The sequence below is a fragment of the Kitasatospora sp. NPDC059722 genome, assembly GCF_042733235.1.
Classification (GTDB): domain Bacteria; phylum Actinomycetota; class Actinomycetes; order Streptomycetales; family Streptomycetaceae; genus Kitasatospora.
Genome location: NZ_JBHWGD010000040.1, coordinates 50,363 through 70,872, shown reverse-complemented (window position 1 = coordinate 70,872; position 20,510 = coordinate 50,363). Strand labels below are relative to the sequence as shown.

Below are 20,510 nucleotides of genomic sequence, written 5' to 3'. Positions count from 1 at the left end.
GGCGGGCCGGTCAGTAGCGCGGCCGGTTGAACCAGGCGACGCCGTCCCGGGTGGTCACCGCGGCGATCCACAGGACGCAGATCGCGATCCACAGCACGCCGACCCCGACCCCGACCCCGGCGCCCGCCGCGGCGCCCGCGACCTGGGAGTTGGCGCCCCCGGTGATCGAGCTGACCAGCACGCCGAGGCCGAGCAGCAGGGCGATCGAGCCGTACACGATGGTGGTGATCCGGGTGGCCGGGCCGCCGCTGCCGAACTTCACGCCGAGCGTGATGGAGAGCACCGCGGCGAGCAGGTAGACGACCCCGATGACCAGCAGGACGCTCGCCGCCGCGTTGCCGAAGATCGCGGTGTCGCTGCCGGTGGTGTGCTCGTTGGCGACCTTCTTGGCGCCGGCGGCCCCGATCAGCAGACCGGCCGTGATGAAGACCTGCACCGCGCCGATGATGAACAGGAACACCCGGGCGGTGACCATCAGACCCGGCATCGACATGCGCTGGGGCGCGACCGGCGGGTACCCGTACACGGGCTGCGCGGCCGGCTGCGGGTAGCCGTACCCGGCGGCCGGCGGGGCCTGCTGCGGGTAGCCGTACCCGGGCTGCTGCGGCTGGCCGTACGGGTTGTTCGGGTCGGGCGGGTAACTCATCGAAGCCTCCGGGCGGTTACGGGGACGTGGGGACGGGGCGGCGGAGCGCCCGGAGCCGGCCGGCGGGTCGGGGTGCCGGACGGACGGGACGCCGGTCGGGCGCGTCGGCGGCACGGCGACGGTGCCGCGGTGCCGAGCGCCGGCGGCTCAGGAACGTGCCCGGTGCGGAGCGAGCGGGAACGGCTGCGGCGCGCTGGACGGCGCTGTGTCGTGTGGTCGGCTCACTGCTTCTTTCCCCCGGGTGCGCCCCGCCGTGGTGTCCGTCGGCCCGTCACCGGGCCGGTCGCGGCAGGGCCGTGCCCCATATCGTCGACCGGACGGGAGCGCCGTGTCCAGCCGCCCCCGCGGCGGTGGCGAGACTGTGGCGCAACCGCAACGCGGTACCGGCCTTCCGTGTCCGTCCCGTTCTCCCGCGGGCCCCGGCGGAGCGGGTCCGGTGCCCTGGTACGGAGGCTTGCCGCGATCCGGGAGAATGGGGTCATGACTGCCCAGATTCTCGATGGCAAGGCCACTGCTGCCGCGATCAAGTCCGAACTCGCCGTCCGCGTGGCGGCCCTCAAGGCGAAGGGCGTCACGCCCGGCCTCGGCACCGTCCTGGTCGGCGACGACCCGGGCAGCCGCTGGTACGTGAACGGCAAGCACAAGGACTGCGCCGAGGTCGGCATCGCCTCGATCCAGCGCGAGCTGCCCGCCACCGCCACCCAGCAGGACGTCGAGGACGTCGTCCGCGAGCTCAACGCCGACCCGGCCTGCACCGGCTACATCGTCCAGCTGCCGCTGCCCAAGGGCCTGGACCAGAACCCGGTCCTGGAGCTCATGGACCCGGACAAGGACGCGGACGGCCTGCACCCGACCTCGCTCGGCCGCCTCGCCCTCGGCATCCAGGGCCCGCTGCCCTGCACCCCGCTGGGCATCGTCGAGCTGCTGCGCCGCCACGACGTCGAGATCAACGGCGCCGAGGTGGTCGTCGTCGGCCGCGGGGTCACCGTCGGCCGCTCGATCGGCCTGCTGCTGACCCGCCGCTCCGAGAACGCCACCGTGACCCTGTGCCACACCGGCACCCGGGACCTGGCCTACCACCTGCGCAAGGCCGACATCATCGTGGCCGCCGCCGGCGTGCCGCACCTGATCAAGCCGGAGGACGTCAAGGCGGGCGCGGCCGTCCTGGACGTGGGCGTCAGCCGCAGCGAGGGCAAGATCGTCGGCGACGTGCACCCGGGCGTGGCGGAGGTGGCCGGCTGGATCTCGCCGAACCCGGGCGGCGTGGGCCCGATGACCCGCGCGATGCTGCTCAACAACATCGTCGAGGCGGCCGAGCGCCGCGCCGGCGTCTGACACCTCCGGGAGGCGGCGGACATGAGTGACCCACGACCCGCGGCGCGGTCCCGGCAGCGGCCGGTCAAGACCACCGGCACCATCCCGCCGGAGGGCTCGGCCGCGGCCCTCGGGCGCGAGCACGCCCTGCCGGTGCGGCAGTGGCCGATAACGCTGGTCCTGCTGGTGGTCGGCGCCGGGCTCGCGGTCACCTGGTTCGCCGACTTCAAGGACGGTTTCAAGTTCGGGCTGCTGATCCTCGGCGGCGGCGTGCTGCTCGGCGCCGTCCTGCGGCTGGTGCTGCCCGAGGTCGGGATGCTCGCGGTGCGCAGCCGCTTCACCGACGTGATCGTGCTGGGCTTCCTGGGGTCGGCGATCGTCCTGCTGACGCTGGTGGCCCAGCCGAACCCGTGGCTGGAGTTCCCGCTGCTCGACAACATCGGGCAGCTGATCGGGCGTCCCAAGCACTGATCCCGCGCCACCGCGCCGCGCGACGGCCCCCGTCCGGGTACTCCGGGCGGGGGCCGTCCGCGTGCCCGCCGGGCGTTCCGCCGTTGTGACGCATCAGCCACGCCCGCGCACGCGGCGTACGCTTCCCTTTGCGATAACCTGACGCCGGTCTCTCGATGTCGAGAGACCATCCTCGGCTCCAGTGCCGGTGTGCCTGGGGCACCTGGCGATTTGCTGGAGAAGGTAGAAATGACCCGCACCCCCGTCAACGTCACCATCACCGGAGCAGCCGGCCAGATCGGCTACGCGCTGCTCTTCCGCATCGCCTCGGGCCACCTGCTCGGTGCCGACGTGCCGGTGAACCTGCGCCTCCTGGAGATCCCGCAGGGCCTGAAGGCCGCCGAGGGCACCGCGATGGAGCTCGTGGACTGCGCGTTCCCGCTGCTGCGCGACATCACCATCACCGACAACCCGAACGTGGCCTTCGACGGCGCCAACGTCGCCCTGCTGGTCGGCGCCCGTCCGCGCACCGCTGGCATGGAGCGCGGCGACCTGCTGCAGGCCAACGGCGGCATCTTCGGCCCGCAGGGCAAGGCCATCAACGACCACGCCGCGGCCGACATCAAGGTCCTGGTCGTCGGCAACCCGGCCAACACCAACGCCCTGATCGCCCAGCGCAACGCCCCGGACGTCCCGGCCGAGCGCTTCACCGCGATGACCCGCCTGGACCACAACCGCGCCGTCGGCCAGCTCTCCGCCAAGACCGGCGCCCTGGTCTCGGACATCAAGCGCGTCACCATCTGGGGCAACCACTCCGCGACCCAGTACCCGGACATCTTCCAGGCCGAGGTCGCCGGCAAGCCGGCCTTCGAGGCCGTCGGCAGCGACCAGGCCTGGCTGGAGAACGACTTCATCCCGACCGTCGCCAAGCGCGGCGCGGCCATCATCGAGGCCCGCGGCGCGTCCTCGGCCGCCTCGGCCGCCAACGCCGCCATCGACCACGTGCACACCTGGGTCAACGGCACCGCCGAGGGTGACTGGACCTCGATGGGCGTCGTCTCCGACGGCTCCTACGGCGTCCCGGCCGGCCTGATCTCCTCCTTCCCCGTCACCACCAAGGACGGCAAGTTCGAGATCGTCCAGGGCCTGGAGATCTCCGACTTCTCCCGCGCCCGCATCGACGCCTCGGTCAAGGAGCTGACCGAGGAGCGCGACGCGGTCCAGGAGCTCGGCCTCATCTGAGCCGACCGGCTTCTTCGACGGCCCGCCGCCTCCCTCCCGGGGAAGCGGCGGGCCGTCGCCTTACACTGGCGCGCTGTGAACGAAACCATCGGGGACGCGGCGCTCGTCCTCGTCTTCATCCTCCTGGGCGGGCTCTTCAACGTCGCCGAGATCTCGCTGATCTCGCTGCGCGAGGGCCAGATCCGGACGCTGGAGGCGCAGGGCACCCGGCGTTCCGCCCGGGCCGCGCACCTGGCCGCCGACCCCAACCGCTTCCTCGCCGCCGTGCAGGTCGGCGTGACCTGCATGGGCTTCCTGTCCGCCGCCTTCGGCGCGGACACGCTGGCCGGCAAGGTCGCCCCGCTGTTCGTGCGGGCCGGGCTCACCCGGGGCGTCGCGGACGCCGTCGCGCTGGTCGGCCTCACCCTGGTGATCAGCTACGTGTCGCTGGTGCTCGGCGAGCTCACCCCCAAGCGGATCGGCCTGCAGCGCGCCGAGTCGATCGCGGTGACCGCCGCGCCCGTCGTGGACGTGATGTCCTCGGTGCTGCGGCCGGTGATCTGGCTGCTCGGGCACTCGACCGACATGATGGTCCGGCTGCTGGGCGGCGACCCGACCGCCGGGCGCGGCTCGATGAGCTCCGAGGAGTTGCGTGGCCTGGTCGCCGCCAACACCGAACTCGGCAGCGACGAACGGGCGTTGATCGCCGACGTGTTCTCCGCCGGGGAGCGGCAGCTGCGCGAGGTGATGGTCCCGCGCACCGAGGTGACCTTCCTGGACGCCGAGCGCGCGCTGACCGCCGTCCGCCACCAGGCCGAGACCTCGCCGCACTCGCGCTACCCGGTGGTCGAGGGCAGCGCCGACGCCGTGGTCGGCTTCGTCCACGTCCGCGACCTGTACGGCACGCGCGGCGAGCAGGCCGCCAAGGTCCGCGACCTGGCCCGCCCGGTCAAGCTGCTGCCCGGCACCAAACTGGTGCTGGAGGCGATGGGCGAGATGCGCCGGGAGGGCCACCACCTGGCGATCGTGGTCGACGAGTACGGCGGCACCGCGGGCATCGTCACGCTGGAGGACCTGGTCGAGGAGGTCATCGGCGAGATCCGGGACGAGTACGACCGCCCGCAGACCGCCACCATTCGCCGGCTGGCCGGCGGCGGCATGGAGCTGGACGGCCTGCTCAACCTCGGCGACTTCGCGGAGGAGACCGGCGTCGCCCTCCCGGAGGGCCCGTACGAGACGGTGGCCGGCTGCCTGGTCGCCTCGCTGGGCCGGCTGCCCAGGGACGGCGACCAGGTGCGGGTGCCGGTCGAGGGCGGCGGCGGGGTGCTGCTGACGGTGGCCAAGCTGGAGGGCCGGCGGATCGCCCGGGTCAGGGTGAGTGCCGTCACACTGTCGGAACCTCCAGGGGCAGAGGTTTCCTGACCGCCCGGTGGAACTGGAACAATGGCCCGCATGGTCAACGCAGCGGTCACTGGTCCGGTCAAGGACCGTCCTCGGGTGCTCTCCGGGATCCAGCCCACCTCCGGGTCGTTCCACCTCGGCAACTACCTCGGCGCGGTGCGCCAGTGGGTCGACCTCCAGAAGGACAACGACGCCTTCTACATGGTGGTCGACCTGCACGCGATCACGGTGCCGCAGGACCCGGCGACCCTGCGCGAGAACACCCGGATCTCCGCCGCCCAGCTGCTCGGCGCCGGCCTGGACCCGGAGCACTGCACGCTCTTCGTCCAGTCGCACGTGCCCGAACACGCGCAGCTGGCCTGGGTGATGAACTGCCTCACCGGCTTCGGCGAGGCCTCCCGGATGACCCAGTTCAAGGACAAGTCCGCCCGCTACGGCGCCGACAGCACCACGGTCGGCCTGTTCACCTATCCGATCCTCCAGATCGCCGACATCCTGCTCTACCAGGCGGACGCCGTCCCGGTCGGCGAGGACCAGCGCCAGCACGTGGAGATCACCCGGGACATCGCGGAGCGCTTCAACTCCCGCTACACCCCGACCTTCACGGTGCCGAAGGCGTACATCCTCAAGGAGACGGCGAAGATCCAGGACCTCCAGGACCCGGCCGTCAAGATGAGCAAGTCGGCCTCCTCGCCCAAGGGCCTGGTCAGCCTGCTGGACGACCCGAAGGCCAGCGCCAAGAAGTTCAAGAGCGCCGTCACCGACACCGGCACCGTCGTCTCCTACGACGAGGACGGCAAGCCCGGCGTCTCCAACCTGCTGCGGATCCACTCCGCGCTCAGCGGCCGGTCCGTCGAGGACCTGGTCGCCCACTTCGAGGGCAAGATGTACGGCGCCCTGAAGACCGAGCTGGCCGAGCTGTTCACCGAGTGGGTCACCCCCTTCCAGGAGCGCACCCGCACCTACCTGGACGACCCGGCCGAGCTGGACCGGGTGCTGGCGCTCGGTGCGGACAAGGCCCGCGAGGTGGCGTCGCAGACGCTGGAGACGGTGTACGACCGGATCGGCTTCCTCCCGGCCGCCAAGCGGTGACTCCCCTCACACGCCTGCCCGGTGGTGGCGACCTCCCCGAGGTCGTCACCATCGGCGTGTCCGTGAGCGTCCCGGACCCGTTCGGCGCGCGGATCCAGGACGCCCGGGCCGGGCACGGCGATCCGCTCGCCCGGTCGATACCGACGCACGTCACGCTGCTGCCGCCGACCGAGGTGCCGGCCGGGGAGCTCCCCAAGATCGAGGAGCACCTGGCGGCGGTGGCCGCGGCGCACCGGCCGTTCCGGATGCTGCTGCGCGGCGGCGGCACCTTCCGCCCGGTCTCCCCGGTGGTGTTCGTCCGGGTCGAGGAGGGCGCGCAGGAGTGCCGGCTGCTGGAGGCGGACGTCCGCTCCGGCCCGCTGGCCCGCGAGCTGGCGTTCCCCTACCACCCGCACGTGACGGTGGCGCACGGCCTGCCGGACGACGTGCTGGACCAGGCGTACGAGCAGGCGCGCGGCTTCCGGGCGGCGTTCACGGTGCCCGGGTTCGGCCTCTCCCGGTTCGACGCGGACGAGGTCTGGCGGCCCTGGCGGAGCTACTCCTTCGCGTGAACCGGCCGGACCGGCCGGACCGTTGAACCGGTTGGAACCGCGAGACCGGCCTGAGCGGCCGGATCAGCTGGCGGTGCGGGTGAGTTCGAGCATCCGGTCGACGACCCGGCGGGCCGCGCCGCCCTCGTCCAGCGCGCAGTGGGCGGCCCGGAAGCGTCGGTAGCGCTCCGCGTACTCGGCGGTCAGCCCGGTGCCGCCGTCGGCGAGTCCGCGCAGCGCGCCGACCAGCTCGGCCGAGTCCGGGACGAGCGGGCCGGGGGCCTCCGTCTCGAAGTCGAAGTAGAAGCCGCGCAGGGTGTCGCGGTAGTGCTCCAGGTCGTAGGTGAAGAAGAGCACCGGGCGGCCGGTGATCGCGAAGTCGAACATGATCGACGAGTAGTCCGTCACCAGCACGTCCGCGACCAGCAGCAGCTCCTGGACGTCCGGGTAGTCCGCGCAGTCGTACAGGAAGCCGTCCCCGGCGCCCGGCAGCGGCTCGCGCACGTGGGCGTGCGGGCGGATCAGCAGCACGTGGTCCGGGCCGAGGGCGCGGCGCGCGTGGTCGACGTCGATCCGCAGGTCGAGCCGGAAGCCGTCGCCGTCGCCGCGCTGCTGGTCCTCGCGCCAGGTCGGCGCGTACAGCACGATCCGCTTGCCCTCGGGGATGCCGAGGCGGCGGCGGACGGCCGCGGCGGTGCGCCCGTCGGGCCGGGCCAGGACGTCGTTGCGCGGGTAGCCGGCCTCCAGGATCTCGCCGCCGTACCGGAACGCCCGGCGCAGGATCGGGGTGGCGAACGGGCTGGGGGAGACGAGCACGCTCCACTGCGGGGTCTCGCGGTCGAGCGCGTCCAGGTAGCCGTGGTCCGACAGCCAGGGGTTCTCGACGTCGTGGGCGATGCGCTTCAGCAGCGAGCCGTGCCAGGTCTGCACGACCACCTGGCCGCGGCGGCGCTCCAGGAAGTCCGGGAAGTGGGTGTTGCCGACCAGGTACCGGCAGGTGGCCAGCGCCCGGTACCACTCGGGGCTCCAGATCCGCACCGCGGTGACCCCGGGCGGCAGGTCCGCCTGGGCGTCGTCGACCACCCACAGGTGCTCCAACGGCAGCTCGCGGCAGACGAGTTCGGCGTGCACCGCGCGCGGGGAGTCGGCGTAGCCGCGGCCGCCGAACACGTCGTACAGCACGGCCTCGCGCAGCGGCTCGCGGCGGGCGGCGGGGTACTCGGAGGCCCGCAGGCGGGACTGCGTCCAGGCGCTGCGCTCGGTGGCGCTGAGCACCGGCGTGGAGTCCACCAGCAGGGTGTCGTGCCAGCGGCGCTGGAGCAGGACGGGCTTGCCGCCGGCCTGGGTGGCGGCCGGCAGGACGGCCAGCGCGCCGGGCGCGGCCAGCAGCGGGCGGGTCGGGCCGGAGCGGTCGGCGGGCTCCAGAGCGGCCTCCCAGATGCCCTTGCGCAGTGGCAGGGCGGTGCCGTCCGAGCCGGTGCGGGTGGCGGGCACCCGCACCCGGAAGCGGCCGTCGGCGCCGGCCTCGACCGGTCGGCGGACCTCGCCGGCCGTGCCGGTGTGCCGCAGCACCAGCTCCAGCCGGCCCGCGGCCGGGTCGGGGCAGTGCCCGGCGAGCTCGAAGGCGCCGGCCTTGACGGCGATCCGGTCGATCAGGCCGGCCGCGGGCTGGACGCAGACCTGGAGCCGGCCGTCGGCGAGGTGCTTGAGGTAGAGCGCCCGGTCCGCGGTGCCGGGCAGCCGGTGCTGGCCAGCCACCGGGCCGCCGCGCTCGTCCACGACGAGCTGCTCGGTGCTGCCGTCGGGGCGGCGCAGTTCGGTGTCCCAGTGCTCCAGGTCGCCGGTGCCGCGTCCCTCGGCGGTGAACGGCCGGTAGGGCAGGTGGACGGCGAAGGCGTCGCCGGTGCGGATGACGGGCTGTTCGACGACGGCGTCGCTCTGCCGGTGGCGCAGCCGCAGCACGGTGCCGGACGGGCAGTGGCCGGCGGTGCCGCGCAGGTCGAGGCCCCCGTCGACCGGGGTGGCGGCGGTGAGCCGGACGCCGGGGCGCTCCAGCAGCAGGTGCAGCCGGTCGTCGGTGAAGTGCGGCTGGAGGCGCACGTCGCGGTCGACCCAGCGGGCCGGCGGGTACTCGCCCGAGCCGCACCAGTGCGGGGCGAGCGTGCCGTACTGGCGGCGCACCCGGGTGGGGCGGGGGCGGGTGAAGAGGGTGGTCTCGATCTGCCAGTCGCCCAGCAGCCACGCGCCGCCGCGGCGCAGCCGCCCGGGCTCGATCACGGCGGTGAACCCGGACCAGTCGTGGTTGTGCTCGGGCTGGGCGCTCTCGTCGGTGATCTCGGGCAGGCGCCGCGGCCGGGAGCGCACGTGCACGGGCGGCTGGGCGTCCTCGGGGTGGCGCAGGGTGAGCCAGGTCCAGGCGGAGCCGGCCCGGCCGGTGTCCTGGTCGTGCGGGCGGGCGAAGCCGGTGAGCTCCAGGCCGCGGCCGGCCCAGCGGGCGCGCAGCAGGCCGAAGACGGCGTCCTCGGACGGGGTGGGCAGCGCGGTGGTCACACGGGGGTCGGCGTGGGGCAGGACGAGCCGCGTGAGCACTGGCATTTCGGGTGGAGCCCTTCGGGACGGGAACCCGGCGTGGGGCTTGGCCGGGGGTGCTGGCGACCGGCGGGAGCCGGAACGGTGACAGTCGAATTGACATCCCATACCGGGACGACACCCGGGGTCAACTGTACGGTTCGTAGAATTTCCTGAGAAATTTGCCGACGAAACGCCAGTTCGAGTGCAATGCGGGCGTAAAGATCCGGGCGCCCTCGGGTAACTCCCAGAAATGCCGAGGCGTCCGGTGCGCAATCGCACCGGACGCCTCGGGACGTTCGAGGGAAAAATTACTCCTTTCGGAGCATCGCATCGACGACGCGGGCGGCGGCCTTGCCGTCGTCCAGGTCGCAGTAGGCCTCGCGGAAAGCGGCGGCCTTGTCGGCGAATTCGGCGGCGACCTCGTCGACCCGGCCGAGCGCGGAGACGAGTTCGGCGGACGTGGCCAGCAGCGGGCCGGGGACCACCGATTCGAAGTCCAGGCTGAAACCGCGCAGGTTGTCCCGGTAGTGCTCCAGGTCATACGTGAAGAACAGCACCGGCTTGCCGGTCGACGCGAAGTCGAAGACCGAGGCCGAGTAGTCGGTGACCAGGACGTCGGCGATCAGCAGCAGCTCCGCCATGTCGGGGTAGCTGCCGACGTCCCAGACGTAGCCGTTGCCGGCGTCCGGGATCTGGCCGCACATCACGCTGTGCCGGCGCACCAGCAGCACCTGGTCCTCGCCGAGCGCGGCCTTGGCCGCCTCCAGGTCGATCCGCAGGTCGATCTGGTAGCCGCCGTTGGGCCGGCGCCGGTCCTCGCGCCAGGTCGGCGCGTAGAGCACGACCTTCTTGCCCTCGGGCAGCCCGAGGCGCTCGCGGACCTGCTCCGCGGTCTTCTCCCGGTCCGGGGCGAACAGCAGGTCGTTGCGGGGCGAACCGCTCTCCAGGATCTCGCCCTTGTAGTCGAAGGCGCGCTTGAGCAGCGGGGCCGACCAGCTGTTGCCGGCCACCAGGAGGTTCCAGTTCGGGACCTCCTTGGCGAGGCCCTTCAGGTAGTTGGAGTCGGTGAACCAGACCTTCTCGAAGTCCAGGCCGATCTGCTTCAGCGGCGTGCCGAGCCAGGTCTGCACGACCACCTGGCCGGGGCGGCGGACGAAGAAGTCGGGCAGGTGGGTGCTGGTGACGATGTACTTGGCGGTCGCCAGCGCCTCGAACCACTCCGGGCTCCACAGCCGGATCGCCTGCGCGGTCTGCGGCAGGTCGGCCTGGAGGTCGTCGCTGCCCCACAGGTGCTCCAGCGGCAGGCCGCGGCGCACGAGCTCCTCGTGGATCGCCCGCGGGGAGTCCGCGTAGAGGCCGCCGAGGCCGCCGTTGTACAGGACGGTCTCGCGCACCGGGTGCCGACGGGCGGCCGGGTAGTCGGCCGTCCGCAGCTGGCGCTGGCGGTAGCCGCTGCGCTCCTCGGGCAGCAGGGCCGAGTGCGACTCCAGCGACAGGCCGTCGTGGTGGCGCCGCTCCAGCACTATCCGCTTGCCGCGGGACTCCACCTCCAGCGGCAGCGTGCCGAAGCAGTCCGGCGAGATCAGCGCGTGCAGGACGACGGCGTCGTCGACCGGGGCGCCGACCGGACGGAAGAAGACGTTCCAGGTGCCCTGGGCGAGCGGCACGCGCCCGGCGAAGGAGGCGGTCGGCACGGCCGGCATCGCGGTGCGGAAGCGGCCGTCGGTGATCTCCACCGGGTAGACGTGCTCCTCCTCGCGCCAGTCGTGCCGGACGACCAGCTCCCAGCGGTGCGAGTCGGGCAGCGGGAAGGAGCCGCTCAGCAGGAAGCCGTCGGCGCCGCGCGAGGCGACCTCCTCGACGATCGGCTGGAGCAGCTGGTCCGAGAACTGCAGGTTCCCGGCGGGGGAGGGCTTGGAGTAGAGCGCGCGGCGCTCCGCGGTCGGCGCCTGCGGGTTGAGGACGACGTGCAGCTGCTCGGGCGCGTTGCGCTCGTCCCAGACCACCGGCACGACGCTTCCGTCGGTGAGCACCAGGGCGGTGTCCCAGCGGTCGCGGGCACGCTCGGCGGCCACCGGGTCCAGCTCGGCCCAGGCCTCGCGGACGGCGGTCAGCTCGGCCGCGGGGAAGGAGACCGAGAACGGCTGCAGCGTGCCGACCGGCGCGCCCGGCTCCAGCGGGAAGGCCAGCTCGCGGTCGGACTCGACGTGGGTGAGCCGCAGGCGGGCCCCGGCGAGGCTCGCGCCGGAGCGGGCCGCGCCCGAGACCTCCACCCGGCCGGCGTGCGCGGCCAGGCCGGTCACCCGGGCCCTGACCGTCTCCACCTTCAGGTAGACGAAGTTGTCCCGCACCCACGGCACGATCCGCACGTCCGGCTCGACCCAGTGCGTCGGGAGGTACTCGGCGGTGTCGCTCCAGCCGGCCGAGACCCGGCCCTTGTACACGCCGCCCTTGCCCGCGCCGGCGACCAGGACGCGCCAGTGGCCGTCCTTCCACTGCCCGCGGTGCTTGAGCTTCTTCGGGTCGAGGGCGACGGTGAAGCCGGCCCAGTCGCAGTTGTACAGGTCGTGGCTGCAGCTCGCGGTGGCCTCGGGGCTGTACTGGGTCTTCATCGGCACGGCGACGACCCGGCGGCCCTTGGTCTCGCGCAGCACCAGCGTGCGGACCATGTCGTGCTTGCCGGCCGCGCCCAGCTGCTCCGGGTACGCGTGCCCGGTCAGCTCCAGCTTGCCGCCGACCCAGGCCGAGCCGTACAGCCGGCTGCGCATGACCAGCGAGTTGTCCAGCTTCAGGACGCCGGCCGGGACGCTCTTGCGGCCCCCGCGCAGGAACGGGTAGTCGGCGTAGGGGCGCAGCAGGCCGCGGGCCTGGACGCCGCCGTTGCTCTCGCCCTCGTACTTGATCTGCTCGACGAACTCGTCGACCCGGCCCTGGAGGGTCAGGTGGTACTTGAGCCGCAGCGGCGCGCGCAGCTTGCGGACCTGCTCGGGGCCGATCGCCCGCAGCAGCCGGCTGACGTGCTTGACGTAGGCGTCCCGGTACTCCTTGTCGCCGTCCACGACGGACCAGAAGAACATCGGGATCTCCTCGACGAGGGTGTTCTCGTCGTAGGAGCGCAGGTACTGGGCGAAGCGCGGCTCGGTCTGCTTCTTCAGCCAGCCGCGGACCAGCTCGACCGAGGCGACGCGGTCGATCAGGCCCTTCGGGTTGGTGCGCATCTGCGTGATCGACATCTCGCCGACCTCGCGCTCGCGCCAGTGGTAGATCGGCTCGGCGAGCACGTCCACGCTCTTGGCGAGGTAGTGGTGCGGCACGCTGACCGGGGCGTCCTCGTACAGGATGCCCTCGGGGTACAGCAGGCCGGCCGCGTCGAAGAAGGAGCGGCGGTACACCTTGTTCCACGCGGTGCGGTCGGTGACCAGCGCGGGGATCTCGGTGATGTGGGTCTTGAGCCTGGTCTCCTTGAACGGCTTCACGTGGCCGCCGGACTGGTAGTAGCCCACCGCGCGGAAGCGCAGCACGTTGCCGGTGGCGAAGTCGGAGCCGGTCTCGTCCAGCGTGTTGATCATGAGCTCGTACGCGCTCGGCGGCATCGAGTCGTCGCTGTCGACGAAGCACAGGAACTCGGCGTCCGGGTCGATGTGCCGGATGCCGGTGTTGCGGGCCGCGCCGAGGCCCTTGTTCACCTGGCGCACCAGGCGGAACCGGGAGTCCTTGGCGGCGTAGGCCTCGGCGAGCGCCGCGCTGCCGTCCTTTGAACCGTCGTCGACCATCACGCACTCGAAGTCGCCGAAGGTCTGGGCGGCGATCGAGTCGAGGCACTCGACGAGGTAGCGCTCGACGTTGTAGATCGGAACGACGATGGAGAGGCGGGGAGCCATCGGCTACGCAGGCCTTTCTCGGGAATCAGCGTGGCAGCCCGGGTCGGGGTCTGGCCGCACTTTTGAATCGGTGCGTACGTGCACCGCGATCCTACCGTCCTGGCCAAGGCGCTTCCGGGGGCCACTACGCTTGGGGCCCGTGCCCCGCTTCAGCGTGATCGTCCCCGTGTACCAGGTCCAGGACTACCTCGCCGAGTGCCTCGACTCGGTCCTCGGCCAGGACGGTCCCGACTTCGAACTGATCGCGGTGGACGACCGCTCCCCGGACGGCTGCGGCGCGGTGCTCGACGAGGCGGCCGCCGCGGACCCCCGGGTCCGGGTGCTGCACCTGCCGGAGAACGTCGGCCTCGGCCGCGCCCGCAACGCCGGCCTGGAGGTCGCCACCGGCGAGTACGTGATCTTCCTCGACAGCGACGACACGCTCACCCCTGGCCTGCTCCGGGCCGTCGAGGACCGGCTCGCCGCCACCGGGGACCCGGACGTCCTGGTCTACGACTACGCCCGCACCTACGTCGACGGCCGGATCACCCGCGCCGCCTCCGCCCACGTCTTCGGCGCCGCCTCCCCGGATGTCTTCGACCTCGACGCCCGCCCCGACCTGCTCGACCTGCTCCAGGTCGTCTGGAACAAGGCCTACCGCCGCGGGTTCATCACCGAGCAGGAGCTGGTCTTCCCGGCCGGCTACTACGAGGACACCCCCTGGACGTACCCGGCGCTCCTCGCCGCCGCGAGCATCACCCTGCTCGACCGGATCGGCGTGCACTACCGCCAGCGGCAGGAGGGCGGCAACATCCTGGCCACCGCCGGCCGCAAGCACTTCGACGTCTTCGCCCAGTACGACCTGGTCTTCGCCTTCCTCGACCGGCGCCCCGACCTCGACCACTGGCGCCCGGTGGTCTACGGCAAGATGCTGCACCACCTCAACACCGTCGTCGCCAAGCCCGGCCGGGTCCCGGCCGGCGACCGCCGCGAGTACTTCCGCCGCGCCGCCGAGCACTGCGCCCGGCTGCGCCCGGCCGGTTACCGCCCGCCCGCCGGGGTGGACGGGGTGCGCACCGAACTGCTCAGCCACGGCCGCTACGGCGCCTACCGGACGGTCCGCGTGCTCGCCCGGGCCCGGCGGCTGGTGGGGCGCTGAACCCGCCCGCCGCAGGTCGAGCCTGACGGCCGTTCGGGGGACGGGCCGGTATAACCGGTCGGGTGGACTTCCTGACCCGCCTTCCGGTCGTCGGCCCGCTCGTCGCGCGGGTGCTGCGCAGCCGCCCGTACCGGGTGTACGAGCACTTCACCGCCGCCCGCGGCAACCGGCTGGCCGGCGCGGTCACCTTCTTCGGCTTCCTCGCGCTGTTCCCGCTGCTCACCGTGGCCCTGGCGATCGCCGCCACGACCCTCAGCGACAGCCGGGTCGCCGACCTGCAGAAGCGCATCTCCGACCAGCTGCCGGGCATCTCCGACGCGCTCAACCTGCCGTCCCTGGTGTCCAACGCGGGCGCCGTCGGGCTGGTCAGCGGGGCGCTGCTGCTGCTCTCCGGCCTGGGCTGGGTGGACACCATGCGCACCTCGATCCGGGACGTCTGGCAGCTGCCCGCGGAGGACGGCAACGTGATCCTGCGCAAGGCGTGGGACTGCGTCGTGCTCGGCGGCCTCGGCCTGGTGTCGCTGGTCTCGCTGGGCACCTCCGCCGCCGGCACGACGCTCGCCGGGCGGATCGCCGACGCGATCGGCCTGCACAACGGCTACCTGCTCACCGGGGTCGGCCTCGTGATAGCGGTCGCCTGCGACACCCTGCTGTTCGGCTACCTGCTCGGGCCGTTCGCGGGGATCCGCGGCCAGCGCCGGCGCGACGTCCTGCAGGGCGCGCTGATCGGCGCGGTCGGCTTCGAGCTGCTGAAGATCCTGCTCGCGTCCTACCTCGGCTCGGTGGCCGGGAAGAGCCTGTACGGCGCCTTCGGCGTGCCGGTGGCGCTGCTGCTCTGGATGAACTTCGTCTGCCGCCTGCTGATGTACTGCGTCGCGTGGACGGCCCTGGCCGACCCGGCCGCCGCGCGCGAGCGGACCCGCGAACACGCGCGAACGCTGCTGGCGGCCGCGGACGAGGCGCAGACGGCGGCGGCCCGGCCCCTGGGGTGAGGCCGGGCCCCCCCGGGGCGGCGCCGCCGCAGCGCGCGGCGGGGGGGCGGGGCGCCGCGCCCGCCGCGCGGGCGCGGGGCGCGGCGGGGGGGGGGGGCGCCCCCCCCCCCCCCCCCCGGGGCGACGCCGCGTCAGCCGCCGTCGGTGGGAGCGGCCGTCCGGCGCTTCAGCACCACCAGGGCCCCGGCCCCGGCCACCGCCCCGACGACGATCGCGAGCCAGCCGCCGACGCCGATCCCGTCGTCCCCGTCCTTCGAACCGGCCGCCGCGACCCCGGACGCGGCCGCCGACGGGTGCGGCGGCGGCGCCGGCGTCCCGTCCCTGCCGCCCGCCTGGCCGGTGGGCTGCTCGGCGCCGGGCTGCTGCTCGTCCACGAGCCTGCCGACCGGCTGCACCTTCCCGGCCGCGGCGAAGCCCCAGTCCAGCAGCGCGGCCGTCTCGTCGTAGACCTTCTGGTACGACGCCGGGTGCATCACCGTCACCAGCAGCGTGCGGCCGTCGCGCTCGGCGGCGCCGACGAAGGTCGAGCCGGCGTTGGTCGTGGTGCCGTTCTTCACCCCGATCAGGCCCGGGTACTTGCCCAGCAGCCGGTCGGTGTTGGCGATGCCGAAGCTGCCGCGCTGGCCGGTGTTCTTGTCCACGGCGCCCGGGAACATCGCGTCCCGGGTGGCGCAGTAGCCCCGGAAGTCCGCGTTGCGCAGGCCGGCCCGCGCGAACAGGGACAGGTCGTAGGCCGAGGAGAGCTGGCCGTCCATGTCGTAGCCGTCCGGGGAGATCACCTTGGTGTCCCGCGCCTGGAGGGCCTCCGCCCGCGACTGCATCTCGGCGACGGTCTGCGGGACGCCGCCGTTCATGTGCGCGAGGACGTGCACGGCGTCGTTGCCCGAGCTGAGGAACACGCCGCGCCACAGGTCCTCGACCCGGTAGTCCAGGTTCTCCTTGATGCCGACCAGGCTGCTGCCGGGACCGATCCCCTGGATCTCCTCGTCCGCGACCCGGTGGACCGCGTTGCGGTCGAACTTGGGCAGCACGGTGTCCGCGAAGAGGATCTTCAAGGTGCTGGCCGGCGGCAGCCGCAAGTGCGGGTTGTAGGACGCCAGGACCTCTCCCGACGCGGCGTCGGAGACTATCCAGGACTGGCCGGTCAGATCCCCGGGCAGTGCCGGAGCACCGGCCATCGGCGAGACCTGGACCCCGGACTGGCCGAGCCGGTCGCCGCCGACCACGGTCGGCGGAGCCGGCGCGGAGGGGGCCGCGGCCGCCGCCGGAGCGACGAACAGGGCCGGCAGCACGGCGGTGGCGGCGAACAGGTGCGCGAGCTTGCGAGGGCGTGCGATCACCCGCCGACCGTACCCACTCGGGACCCCCGCCGTGCGCCACACCGGCAAGGTCCTCCGCAGGAGGGGCCAGCCGTACGCCGATCGGCAGCCCGCGCATACTGGGGGTGCACACCGCCTCCACACCGCCGCCGAGGACCCCGCATGAAGCTCAGCCGCCGCACCTCCTGGTTCCTGACCGCCTTCGGCGTCTGGTCGGTCGTCATCTGGACCACCTTCGTCAAGAACCTGTGGAAGGACTCCGGCGGCCAGGCCTTCGTCAACGGCGACCACTCCCAGCCCACCGCCTTCTTCTGGATCCACCTCCTGCTCGCCGTCACCTCCTTCTGCCTCGGCATCGCCGTCGGCACCATCGGCCTCCGCGGCCTGCGCGCCACCCGCCGCACCCCGGCCACCGACTGAGGAACGCCGAAGGCCCCGTCCGATTGGTCGGACGGGGCCTTCGGCGTGTGTCAGGCGGGGATCAGAAGCGGCGGGTGACCAGCGCCCGCTTCACTTCCTGGATCGCCTTGGTGACCTCGATGCCACGGGGGCAGGCCTCGGAGCAGTTGAAGGTGGTGCGGCAGCGCCACACGCCCTCGCGGTCGTTGAGGATCTCCAGGCGCTGCTCGGCACCCTCGTCGCGCGAGTCGAAGATGAAGCGGTGCGCGTTGACGATGGCGGCCGGGCCGAAGTACTGGCCGTCGTTCCAGAAGACCGGGCAGGACGACGTGCACGCGGCGCACAGGATGCACTTGGTGGTGTCGTCGAAGCGCTCGCGGTCCTCGGCGGACTGCAGGCGCTCGCGGGTCGGCTCGTTCCCCTTGGTGATGAGGAACGGCATGACGTCCTTGTACGCCTGGAAGAACGGGTCCATGTCCACGACCAGGTCCTTGAGGACCGTGAGGCCCTTGATGGCCTCGATCGTGATCGGCTTCTCCGGGTTGACGTCCTTGATCAGGGTCTTGCACGCCAGCCGGTTGCGGCCGTTGATCCGCATCGCGTCGGAGCCGCAGATGCCGTGCGCGCAGGAACGGCGGTAGGTGAGGGTGCCGTCCTGCTCCCACTTGATCTTGTTGAGCGCGTCCAGGACGCGCTCCTTCGGGTCCATCGTGAGCTGGTAGTCGACCCACACCGGGTCCGGGTGCTCCTCCGGGTTGAACCGGCGGATCCGGAAGGTGACGGTGATCAGCTGAGTGGCACCGCTCTCGGCCGCGTCCAGAGCGGCCGAGTGCTCCACGGTCGGAGTGCTCATCAGTACTTACGCTCCATCGGCTGGTAGCGGGTCGTGACGACCGGCTTGTAGTCGAGGCGGATGGAGGTCGTGCCGTCGGCGGCGACCTCCTGGTACGCCATGGTGTGCTGCATGAACTTCACGTCGTCACGGGTCGGGAAGTCCTCGCGGTAGTGGCCGCCGCGGGACTCCTCGCGGGCCAGCGCGGAGACGGCCAGCACCTCGGCCAGGTCGAGCAGGTTGCCCAGCTCGACGGCCTCCAGGAGGTCCGTGTTGTAGCGGAAGCCCTTGTCCTGGATGGAGACGTTCTTGTAGCGCTCCTTCAGCGCGGCGATGTCCTCGACCGCCTGCTTCAGGGTGGCGCCGGTGCGGTACACCATGGCGTTGGCGTCCATGGTCTCCTGCAGCTCCTTGCGGATCTGCGCCACGGACTCCTCGCCGGTGGCCTCGCGCAGGCCGTCGACCAGGGCCTGGACCTTCTCGGCCGGGTTCTCGGGCAGCTCGGTGAAGCCCACCGTCTGCGCGTAGTCGGCGGCGGCGATGCCCGCGCGCTTGCCGAACACGTTGATGTCCAGCAGCGAGTTGGTGCCCAGGCGGTTGGCGCCGTGCACGGACACGCACGCGACCTCGCCGGCGGCGTACAGGCCGGGGACGATGTCGGTGTTGTTGCGCAGGACCTCACCCTCGACGTTGGTCGGGATGCCGCCCATGGCGTAGTGCGCGGTGGGCTGGATCGGGATCGGGTCCGTGTAGGGCTCGATGCCGAGGTAGGTGCGCGCGAACTCGGTGATGTCCGGCAGCTTGGCGTCCAGCTGCTCCGGCGGCAGGTGGGTGAGGTCCAGGTAGACGTGGTCGCCGTCCGGACCGCAGCCGCGGCCTTCGCGGATCTCGGTGTAGATCGCGCGGGAGCAGACGTCACGGGACGCGAGGTCCTTCATGACGGGGGCGTAGCGCTCCATGAAGCGCTCGCCGTCCTTGTTGCGCAGGATGCCGCCCTCGCCGCGGGCGCCCTCGGTGAGCAGGATGCCCATGCGCCAGATGCCCGTCGGGTGGAACTGGAAGAACTCCATGTCCTCCAGCGGCAGGCCGCGGCGGTACACCAGGGCCTGGCCGTCACCGGTGAGGGTGTGGGCGTTGGAGGAGACCTTGAAGAACTTGCCGGTGCCGCCGGAGGCGAACACGACCGACTTGGCCTGGAAGACGTGGATCTCGCCGGTGGCCAGCTCGTAGGCGACGACGCCGGCCGTCTTGCCGTCGTTGATCAGCAGGTCGAGGACGTAGAACTCGTTGAAGAACTCGACGCCGTGCTTGACGCAGTTCTGGAACAGCGTCTGGAGGATCATGTGGCCGGTGCGGTCGGCCGCGTAGCACGAGCGGCGGACCGGGGCCTCGCCGTGGTTGCGGGAGTGACCGCCGAAGCGGCGCTGGTCGATCCGGCCCTGCTCGGTGCGGGAGAAGGGCAGGCCCATCTTCTCCAGGTCGAGGACGGCGTCGATGGCCTCCTTGCACATGATCTCGGCGGCGTCCTGGTCGACCAGGTAGTCACCGCCCTTGACCGTGTCGAAGGTGTGCCACTCCCAGTTGTCCTCCTCGACGTTGGCGAGGGCGGCGCACATGCCGCCCTGGGCCGCGCCGGTGTGGGACCGGGTCGGGTAGAGCTTGGTCAGGACCGCGGTGCGGCTGCGCTGCGTCGACTCGATGGCCGCGCGCATGCCGGCGCCACCGGCGCCGACGATGACGGTGTCGTACTGGTGAATCTGCATGGGGGGTTAACTCGCCTCTGGCCTCTGCCGATGGTCGATGGTGCTCGCGGCTCAGATGTTGGGGTCGAAGGTGAAGATCACCAGGGTGCCCAGCAGCACGGTGAAGACCGTGGCGGTACCCATGAGCCCCTTGAGCCAGAGCCGGGTCGAGTCCTTCTCGGCGTAGTCGTTGATGACCTGACGCATGCCGTTGGCGCCGTGCAGCATGGCGAGCCAGAGCATCGTGAGGTCCCAGACCTGCCAGAACGGCGAGGCCCAGCGGCCGGCCACGAAGGCGAAGCCGATCTTGGAGACGCCACCGTCGAGCACCAGCATGATCAGCAGGTGGCCGAGGATCAGCACGACCAGGACGATGCCGGACAGGCGCATGAAGAGCCAGGCCAGCATCTCGAAGTTGGTCCGGGTGCGGCGCGGCGTCCTCTTGGTCCGCTTGCGCGGCGGCTCGATGACGAACGCGTCGGCCGGGTTCCCGGTGCCGAGGCCCTTGCCGGTGTGCGCCTGGTTGGAGGGGACCACCAGGGCGTCGGAGATTTCCGTGGACATCAGTCAGCTCACTTCCCGAACCAGTCGACCAGCGTGTGCTGCAGGATCGGGTAGAAGGCGCCGGCCATCAGGACGACCCAGACTCCGACCACCGTCCAGAGCATCTGCTTCTGGTACTTCGGGCCCTTCGACCAGAAGTCCACGGCGACGACCCGCAGGCCGTTCAGGGCGTGGAACAGGATGGCGGCCACGAGGCCGTACTCCATCAGGTTCACGAGGGGAGTCTTGTACGTCTGGATGACGGTGTCGTACGACTCCGGCGACACTCGCACCAGTGCGGTGTCCAGGACGTGGGCGAACAGGAAGAAGAAGATGAGGACGCCGGTGACTCGATGAGCCACCCAGCTCCACATGCCTTCCCGGCCGCGGTACAGCGTTCCAGCCGGCACGGAAAAACCCTCCGGAAGCGATTGGGGGC

17 protein-coding genes are annotated in these 20,510 nt (G+C 72.0%); 9 read left to right on the top strand and 8 right to left on the bottom strand.

Annotated elements, in window-relative coordinates; all coding sequences use genetic code 11:
• Positions 1 to 10 precede the first annotated feature (10 nt).
• On the bottom strand, positions 11 to 646 hold the full coding sequence (locus ACFV4F_RS24570) for a hypothetical protein (RefSeq protein ID WP_380505449.1): 636 nt from the start codon (positions 644 to 646) through the stop codon (positions 11 to 13).
• 480 nt (positions 647 to 1,126) lie between these two features.
• Here ACFV4F_RS24570 and ACFV4F_RS24565 point away from each other — a divergent pair, with 480 nt between their 5' ends.
• The 6 genes from ACFV4F_RS24565 (at position 1,127) to ACFV4F_RS24540 (ending at position 6,675) form a co-directional block, all read left to right on the top strand.
• A complete protein-coding gene (locus ACFV4F_RS24565; RefSeq protein WP_380438999.1) occupies positions 1,127 to 1,981 on the top strand; it encodes a bifunctional methylenetetrahydrofolate dehydrogenase/methenyltetrahydrofolate cyclohydrolase in 855 nt (284 codons plus the stop codon).
• Positions 1,982 to 2,002: 21 nt separating this feature from the next.
• Positions 2,003 to 2,431 (top strand): DUF3017 domain-containing protein, encoded by a 429-nt coding sequence (locus tag ACFV4F_RS24560; RefSeq protein WP_380439001.1) that lies wholly within the window; start codon positions 2,003 to 2,005, stop codon positions 2,429 to 2,431.
• Between the two features lie 228 nt (positions 2,432 to 2,659).
• Positions 2,660 to 3,652: a malate dehydrogenase gene (locus ACFV4F_RS24555; protein ID WP_380439003.1), complete on the top strand. Its 993-nt coding sequence runs from the start codon at positions 2,660 to 2,662 to the stop codon at positions 3,650 to 3,652.
• Positions 3,653 to 3,727: 75 nt separating this feature from the next.
• Positions 3,728 to 5,053, top strand: coding sequence for a hemolysin family protein (locus ACFV4F_RS24550; protein WP_380439005.1), 1,326 nt, complete (start codon positions 3,728 to 3,730; stop codon positions 5,051 to 5,053).
• Positions 5,054 to 5,083: 30 nt separating this feature from the next.
• A complete protein-coding gene (trpS, locus tag ACFV4F_RS24545; RefSeq protein WP_380439007.1) occupies positions 5,084 to 6,124 on the top strand; it encodes a tryptophan--tRNA ligase in 1,041 nt (346 codons plus the stop codon).
• Complete coding sequence (locus ACFV4F_RS24540) at positions 6,121 to 6,675, top strand: 2'-5' RNA ligase family protein (RefSeq protein WP_380439009.1); 555 nt, start codon at positions 6,121 to 6,123, stop codon at positions 6,673 to 6,675. Before trpS ends, ACFV4F_RS24540 begins: the two co-directional genes overlap by 4 nt.
• 63 nt (positions 6,676 to 6,738) lie before the next feature.
• On the opposite strand, the gene ACFV4F_RS24535 is transcribed toward ACFV4F_RS24540, so the two are convergent.
• On the bottom strand, positions 6,739 to 9,249 hold the full coding sequence (locus ACFV4F_RS24535) for a CDP-glycerol glycerophosphotransferase family protein (protein WP_380505446.1): 2,511 nt from the start codon (positions 9,247 to 9,249) through the stop codon (positions 6,739 to 6,741).
• Positions 9,250 to 9,533: 284 nt separating this feature from the next.
• Positions 9,534 to 13,106, bottom strand: a complete 3,573-nt coding sequence (locus ACFV4F_RS24530; protein ID WP_380505443.1) for a CDP-glycerol glycerophosphotransferase family protein — start codon at positions 13,104 to 13,106, stop codon at positions 9,534 to 9,536.
• A gap of 139 nt (positions 13,107 to 13,245) precedes the next feature.
• Between ACFV4F_RS24530 and ACFV4F_RS24525 the strand changes: the two genes are divergently transcribed.
• Both ACFV4F_RS24525 and ACFV4F_RS24520 read left to right on the top strand, forming a co-directional pair.
• Complete coding sequence (locus ACFV4F_RS24525; protein ID WP_380439015.1) at positions 13,246 to 14,244, top strand: glycosyltransferase family 2 protein; 999 nt, start codon at positions 13,246 to 13,248, stop codon at positions 14,242 to 14,244.
• A 62-nt stretch (positions 14,245 to 14,306) separates the two neighbouring features.
• A complete protein-coding gene (locus ACFV4F_RS24520; protein ID WP_380498952.1) occupies positions 14,307 to 15,236 on the top strand; it encodes a YihY/virulence factor BrkB family protein in 930 nt (309 codons plus the stop codon).
• A gap of 131 nt (positions 15,237 to 15,367) precedes the next feature.
• Here the strand turns inward: ACFV4F_RS24520 and ACFV4F_RS24515 are convergent, their stop codons facing one another.
• Positions 15,368 to 16,576 carry a D-alanyl-D-alanine carboxypeptidase family protein gene (locus ACFV4F_RS24515; protein WP_380439019.1) on the bottom strand — a complete coding sequence of 403 codons (1,209 nt, stop codon included), beginning with the start codon at positions 16,574 to 16,576 and terminating at the stop codon, positions 15,368 to 15,370.
• Positions 16,577 to 16,717: 141 nt separating this feature from the next.
• Between ACFV4F_RS24515 and ACFV4F_RS24510 the strand changes: the two genes are divergently transcribed.
• Positions 16,718 to 16,975 (top strand): SCO4848 family membrane protein, encoded by a 258-nt coding sequence (locus tag ACFV4F_RS24510; RefSeq protein WP_380439021.1) that lies wholly within the window; start codon positions 16,718 to 16,720, stop codon positions 16,973 to 16,975.
• A 61-nt stretch (positions 16,976 to 17,036) separates the two neighbouring features.
• Here the strand turns inward: ACFV4F_RS24510 and ACFV4F_RS24505 are convergent, their stop codons facing one another.
• The 4 genes from ACFV4F_RS24505 to sdhC are packed head-to-tail and all read right to left on the bottom strand — an operon-like array spanning position 17,037 to position 20,481.
• The gene (locus ACFV4F_RS24505) at positions 17,037 to 17,807 is read right to left on the bottom strand and encodes a succinate dehydrogenase iron-sulfur subunit (protein ID WP_329927597.1); all 771 of its coding nucleotides are present in this window, start codon (positions 17,805 to 17,807) and stop codon (positions 17,037 to 17,039) included.
• Positions 17,807 to 19,549, bottom strand: a complete 1,743-nt coding sequence (gene sdhA / locus ACFV4F_RS24500; RefSeq protein WP_380499132.1) for a succinate dehydrogenase flavoprotein subunit — start codon at positions 19,547 to 19,549, stop codon at positions 17,807 to 17,809. Before sdhA ends, ACFV4F_RS24505 begins: the two co-directional genes overlap by 1 nt.
• Positions 19,550 to 19,600: 51 nt before the next feature.
• A complete protein-coding gene (locus ACFV4F_RS24495) occupies positions 19,601 to 20,092 on the bottom strand; it encodes a succinate dehydrogenase hydrophobic membrane anchor subunit (RefSeq protein ID WP_380439028.1) in 492 nt (163 codons plus the stop codon).
• 8 nt (positions 20,093 to 20,100) lie between these two features.
• Entirely contained in the window at positions 20,101 to 20,481 is a 381-nt protein-coding gene (gene sdhC / locus ACFV4F_RS24490) for a succinate dehydrogenase, cytochrome b556 subunit (protein ID WP_218198520.1), read from the bottom strand.
• Between the last annotated feature and the right edge of the window lie 29 nt (positions 20,482 to 20,510).

Bases quoted from the DNA above. Each gene is read 5' to 3' on its own strand.
- ACFV4F_RS24570 (WP_380505449.1), bottom strand. From the start codon at position 646: ATGAGTTACCCGCCCGACCCGAACAACCCGTACGGCCAGCCGCAGCAG.
- ACFV4F_RS24565 (WP_380438999.1), top strand. From the start codon at position 1,127: ATGACTGCCCAGATTCTCGATGGCAAGGCCACTGCTGCCGCGATCAAG.
- ACFV4F_RS24560 (WP_380439001.1), top strand. From the start codon at position 2,003: ATGAGTGACCCACGACCCGCGGCGCGGTCCCGGCAGCGGCCGGTCAAG.
- ACFV4F_RS24555 (WP_380439003.1), top strand. From the start codon at position 2,660: ATGACCCGCACCCCCGTCAACGTCACCATCACCGGAGCAGCCGGCCAG.
- trpS (WP_380439007.1), top strand. From the start codon at position 5,084: ATGGTCAACGCAGCGGTCACTGGTCCGGTCAAGGACCGTCCTCGGGTG.
- ACFV4F_RS24535 (WP_380505446.1), bottom strand. From the start codon at position 9,249: ATGCCAGTGCTCACGCGGCTCGTCCTGCCCCACGCCGACCCCCGTGTG.
- ACFV4F_RS24530 (WP_380505443.1), bottom strand. From the start codon at position 13,106: ATGGCTCCCCGCCTCTCCATCGTCGTTCCGATCTACAACGTCGAGCGC.
- ACFV4F_RS24510 (WP_380439021.1), top strand. From the start codon at position 16,718: ATGAAGCTCAGCCGCCGCACCTCCTGGTTCCTGACCGCCTTCGGCGTC.
- ACFV4F_RS24505 (WP_329927597.1), bottom strand. From the start codon at position 17,807: ATGAGCACTCCGACCGTGGAGCACTCGGCCGCTCTGGACGCGGCCGAG.
- sdhA (WP_380499132.1), bottom strand. From the start codon at position 19,549: ATGCAGATTCACCAGTACGACACCGTCATCGTCGGCGCCGGTGGCGCC.
- ACFV4F_RS24495 (WP_380439028.1), bottom strand. From the start codon at position 20,092: ATGTCCACGGAAATCTCCGACGCCCTGGTGGTCCCCTCCAACCAGGCG.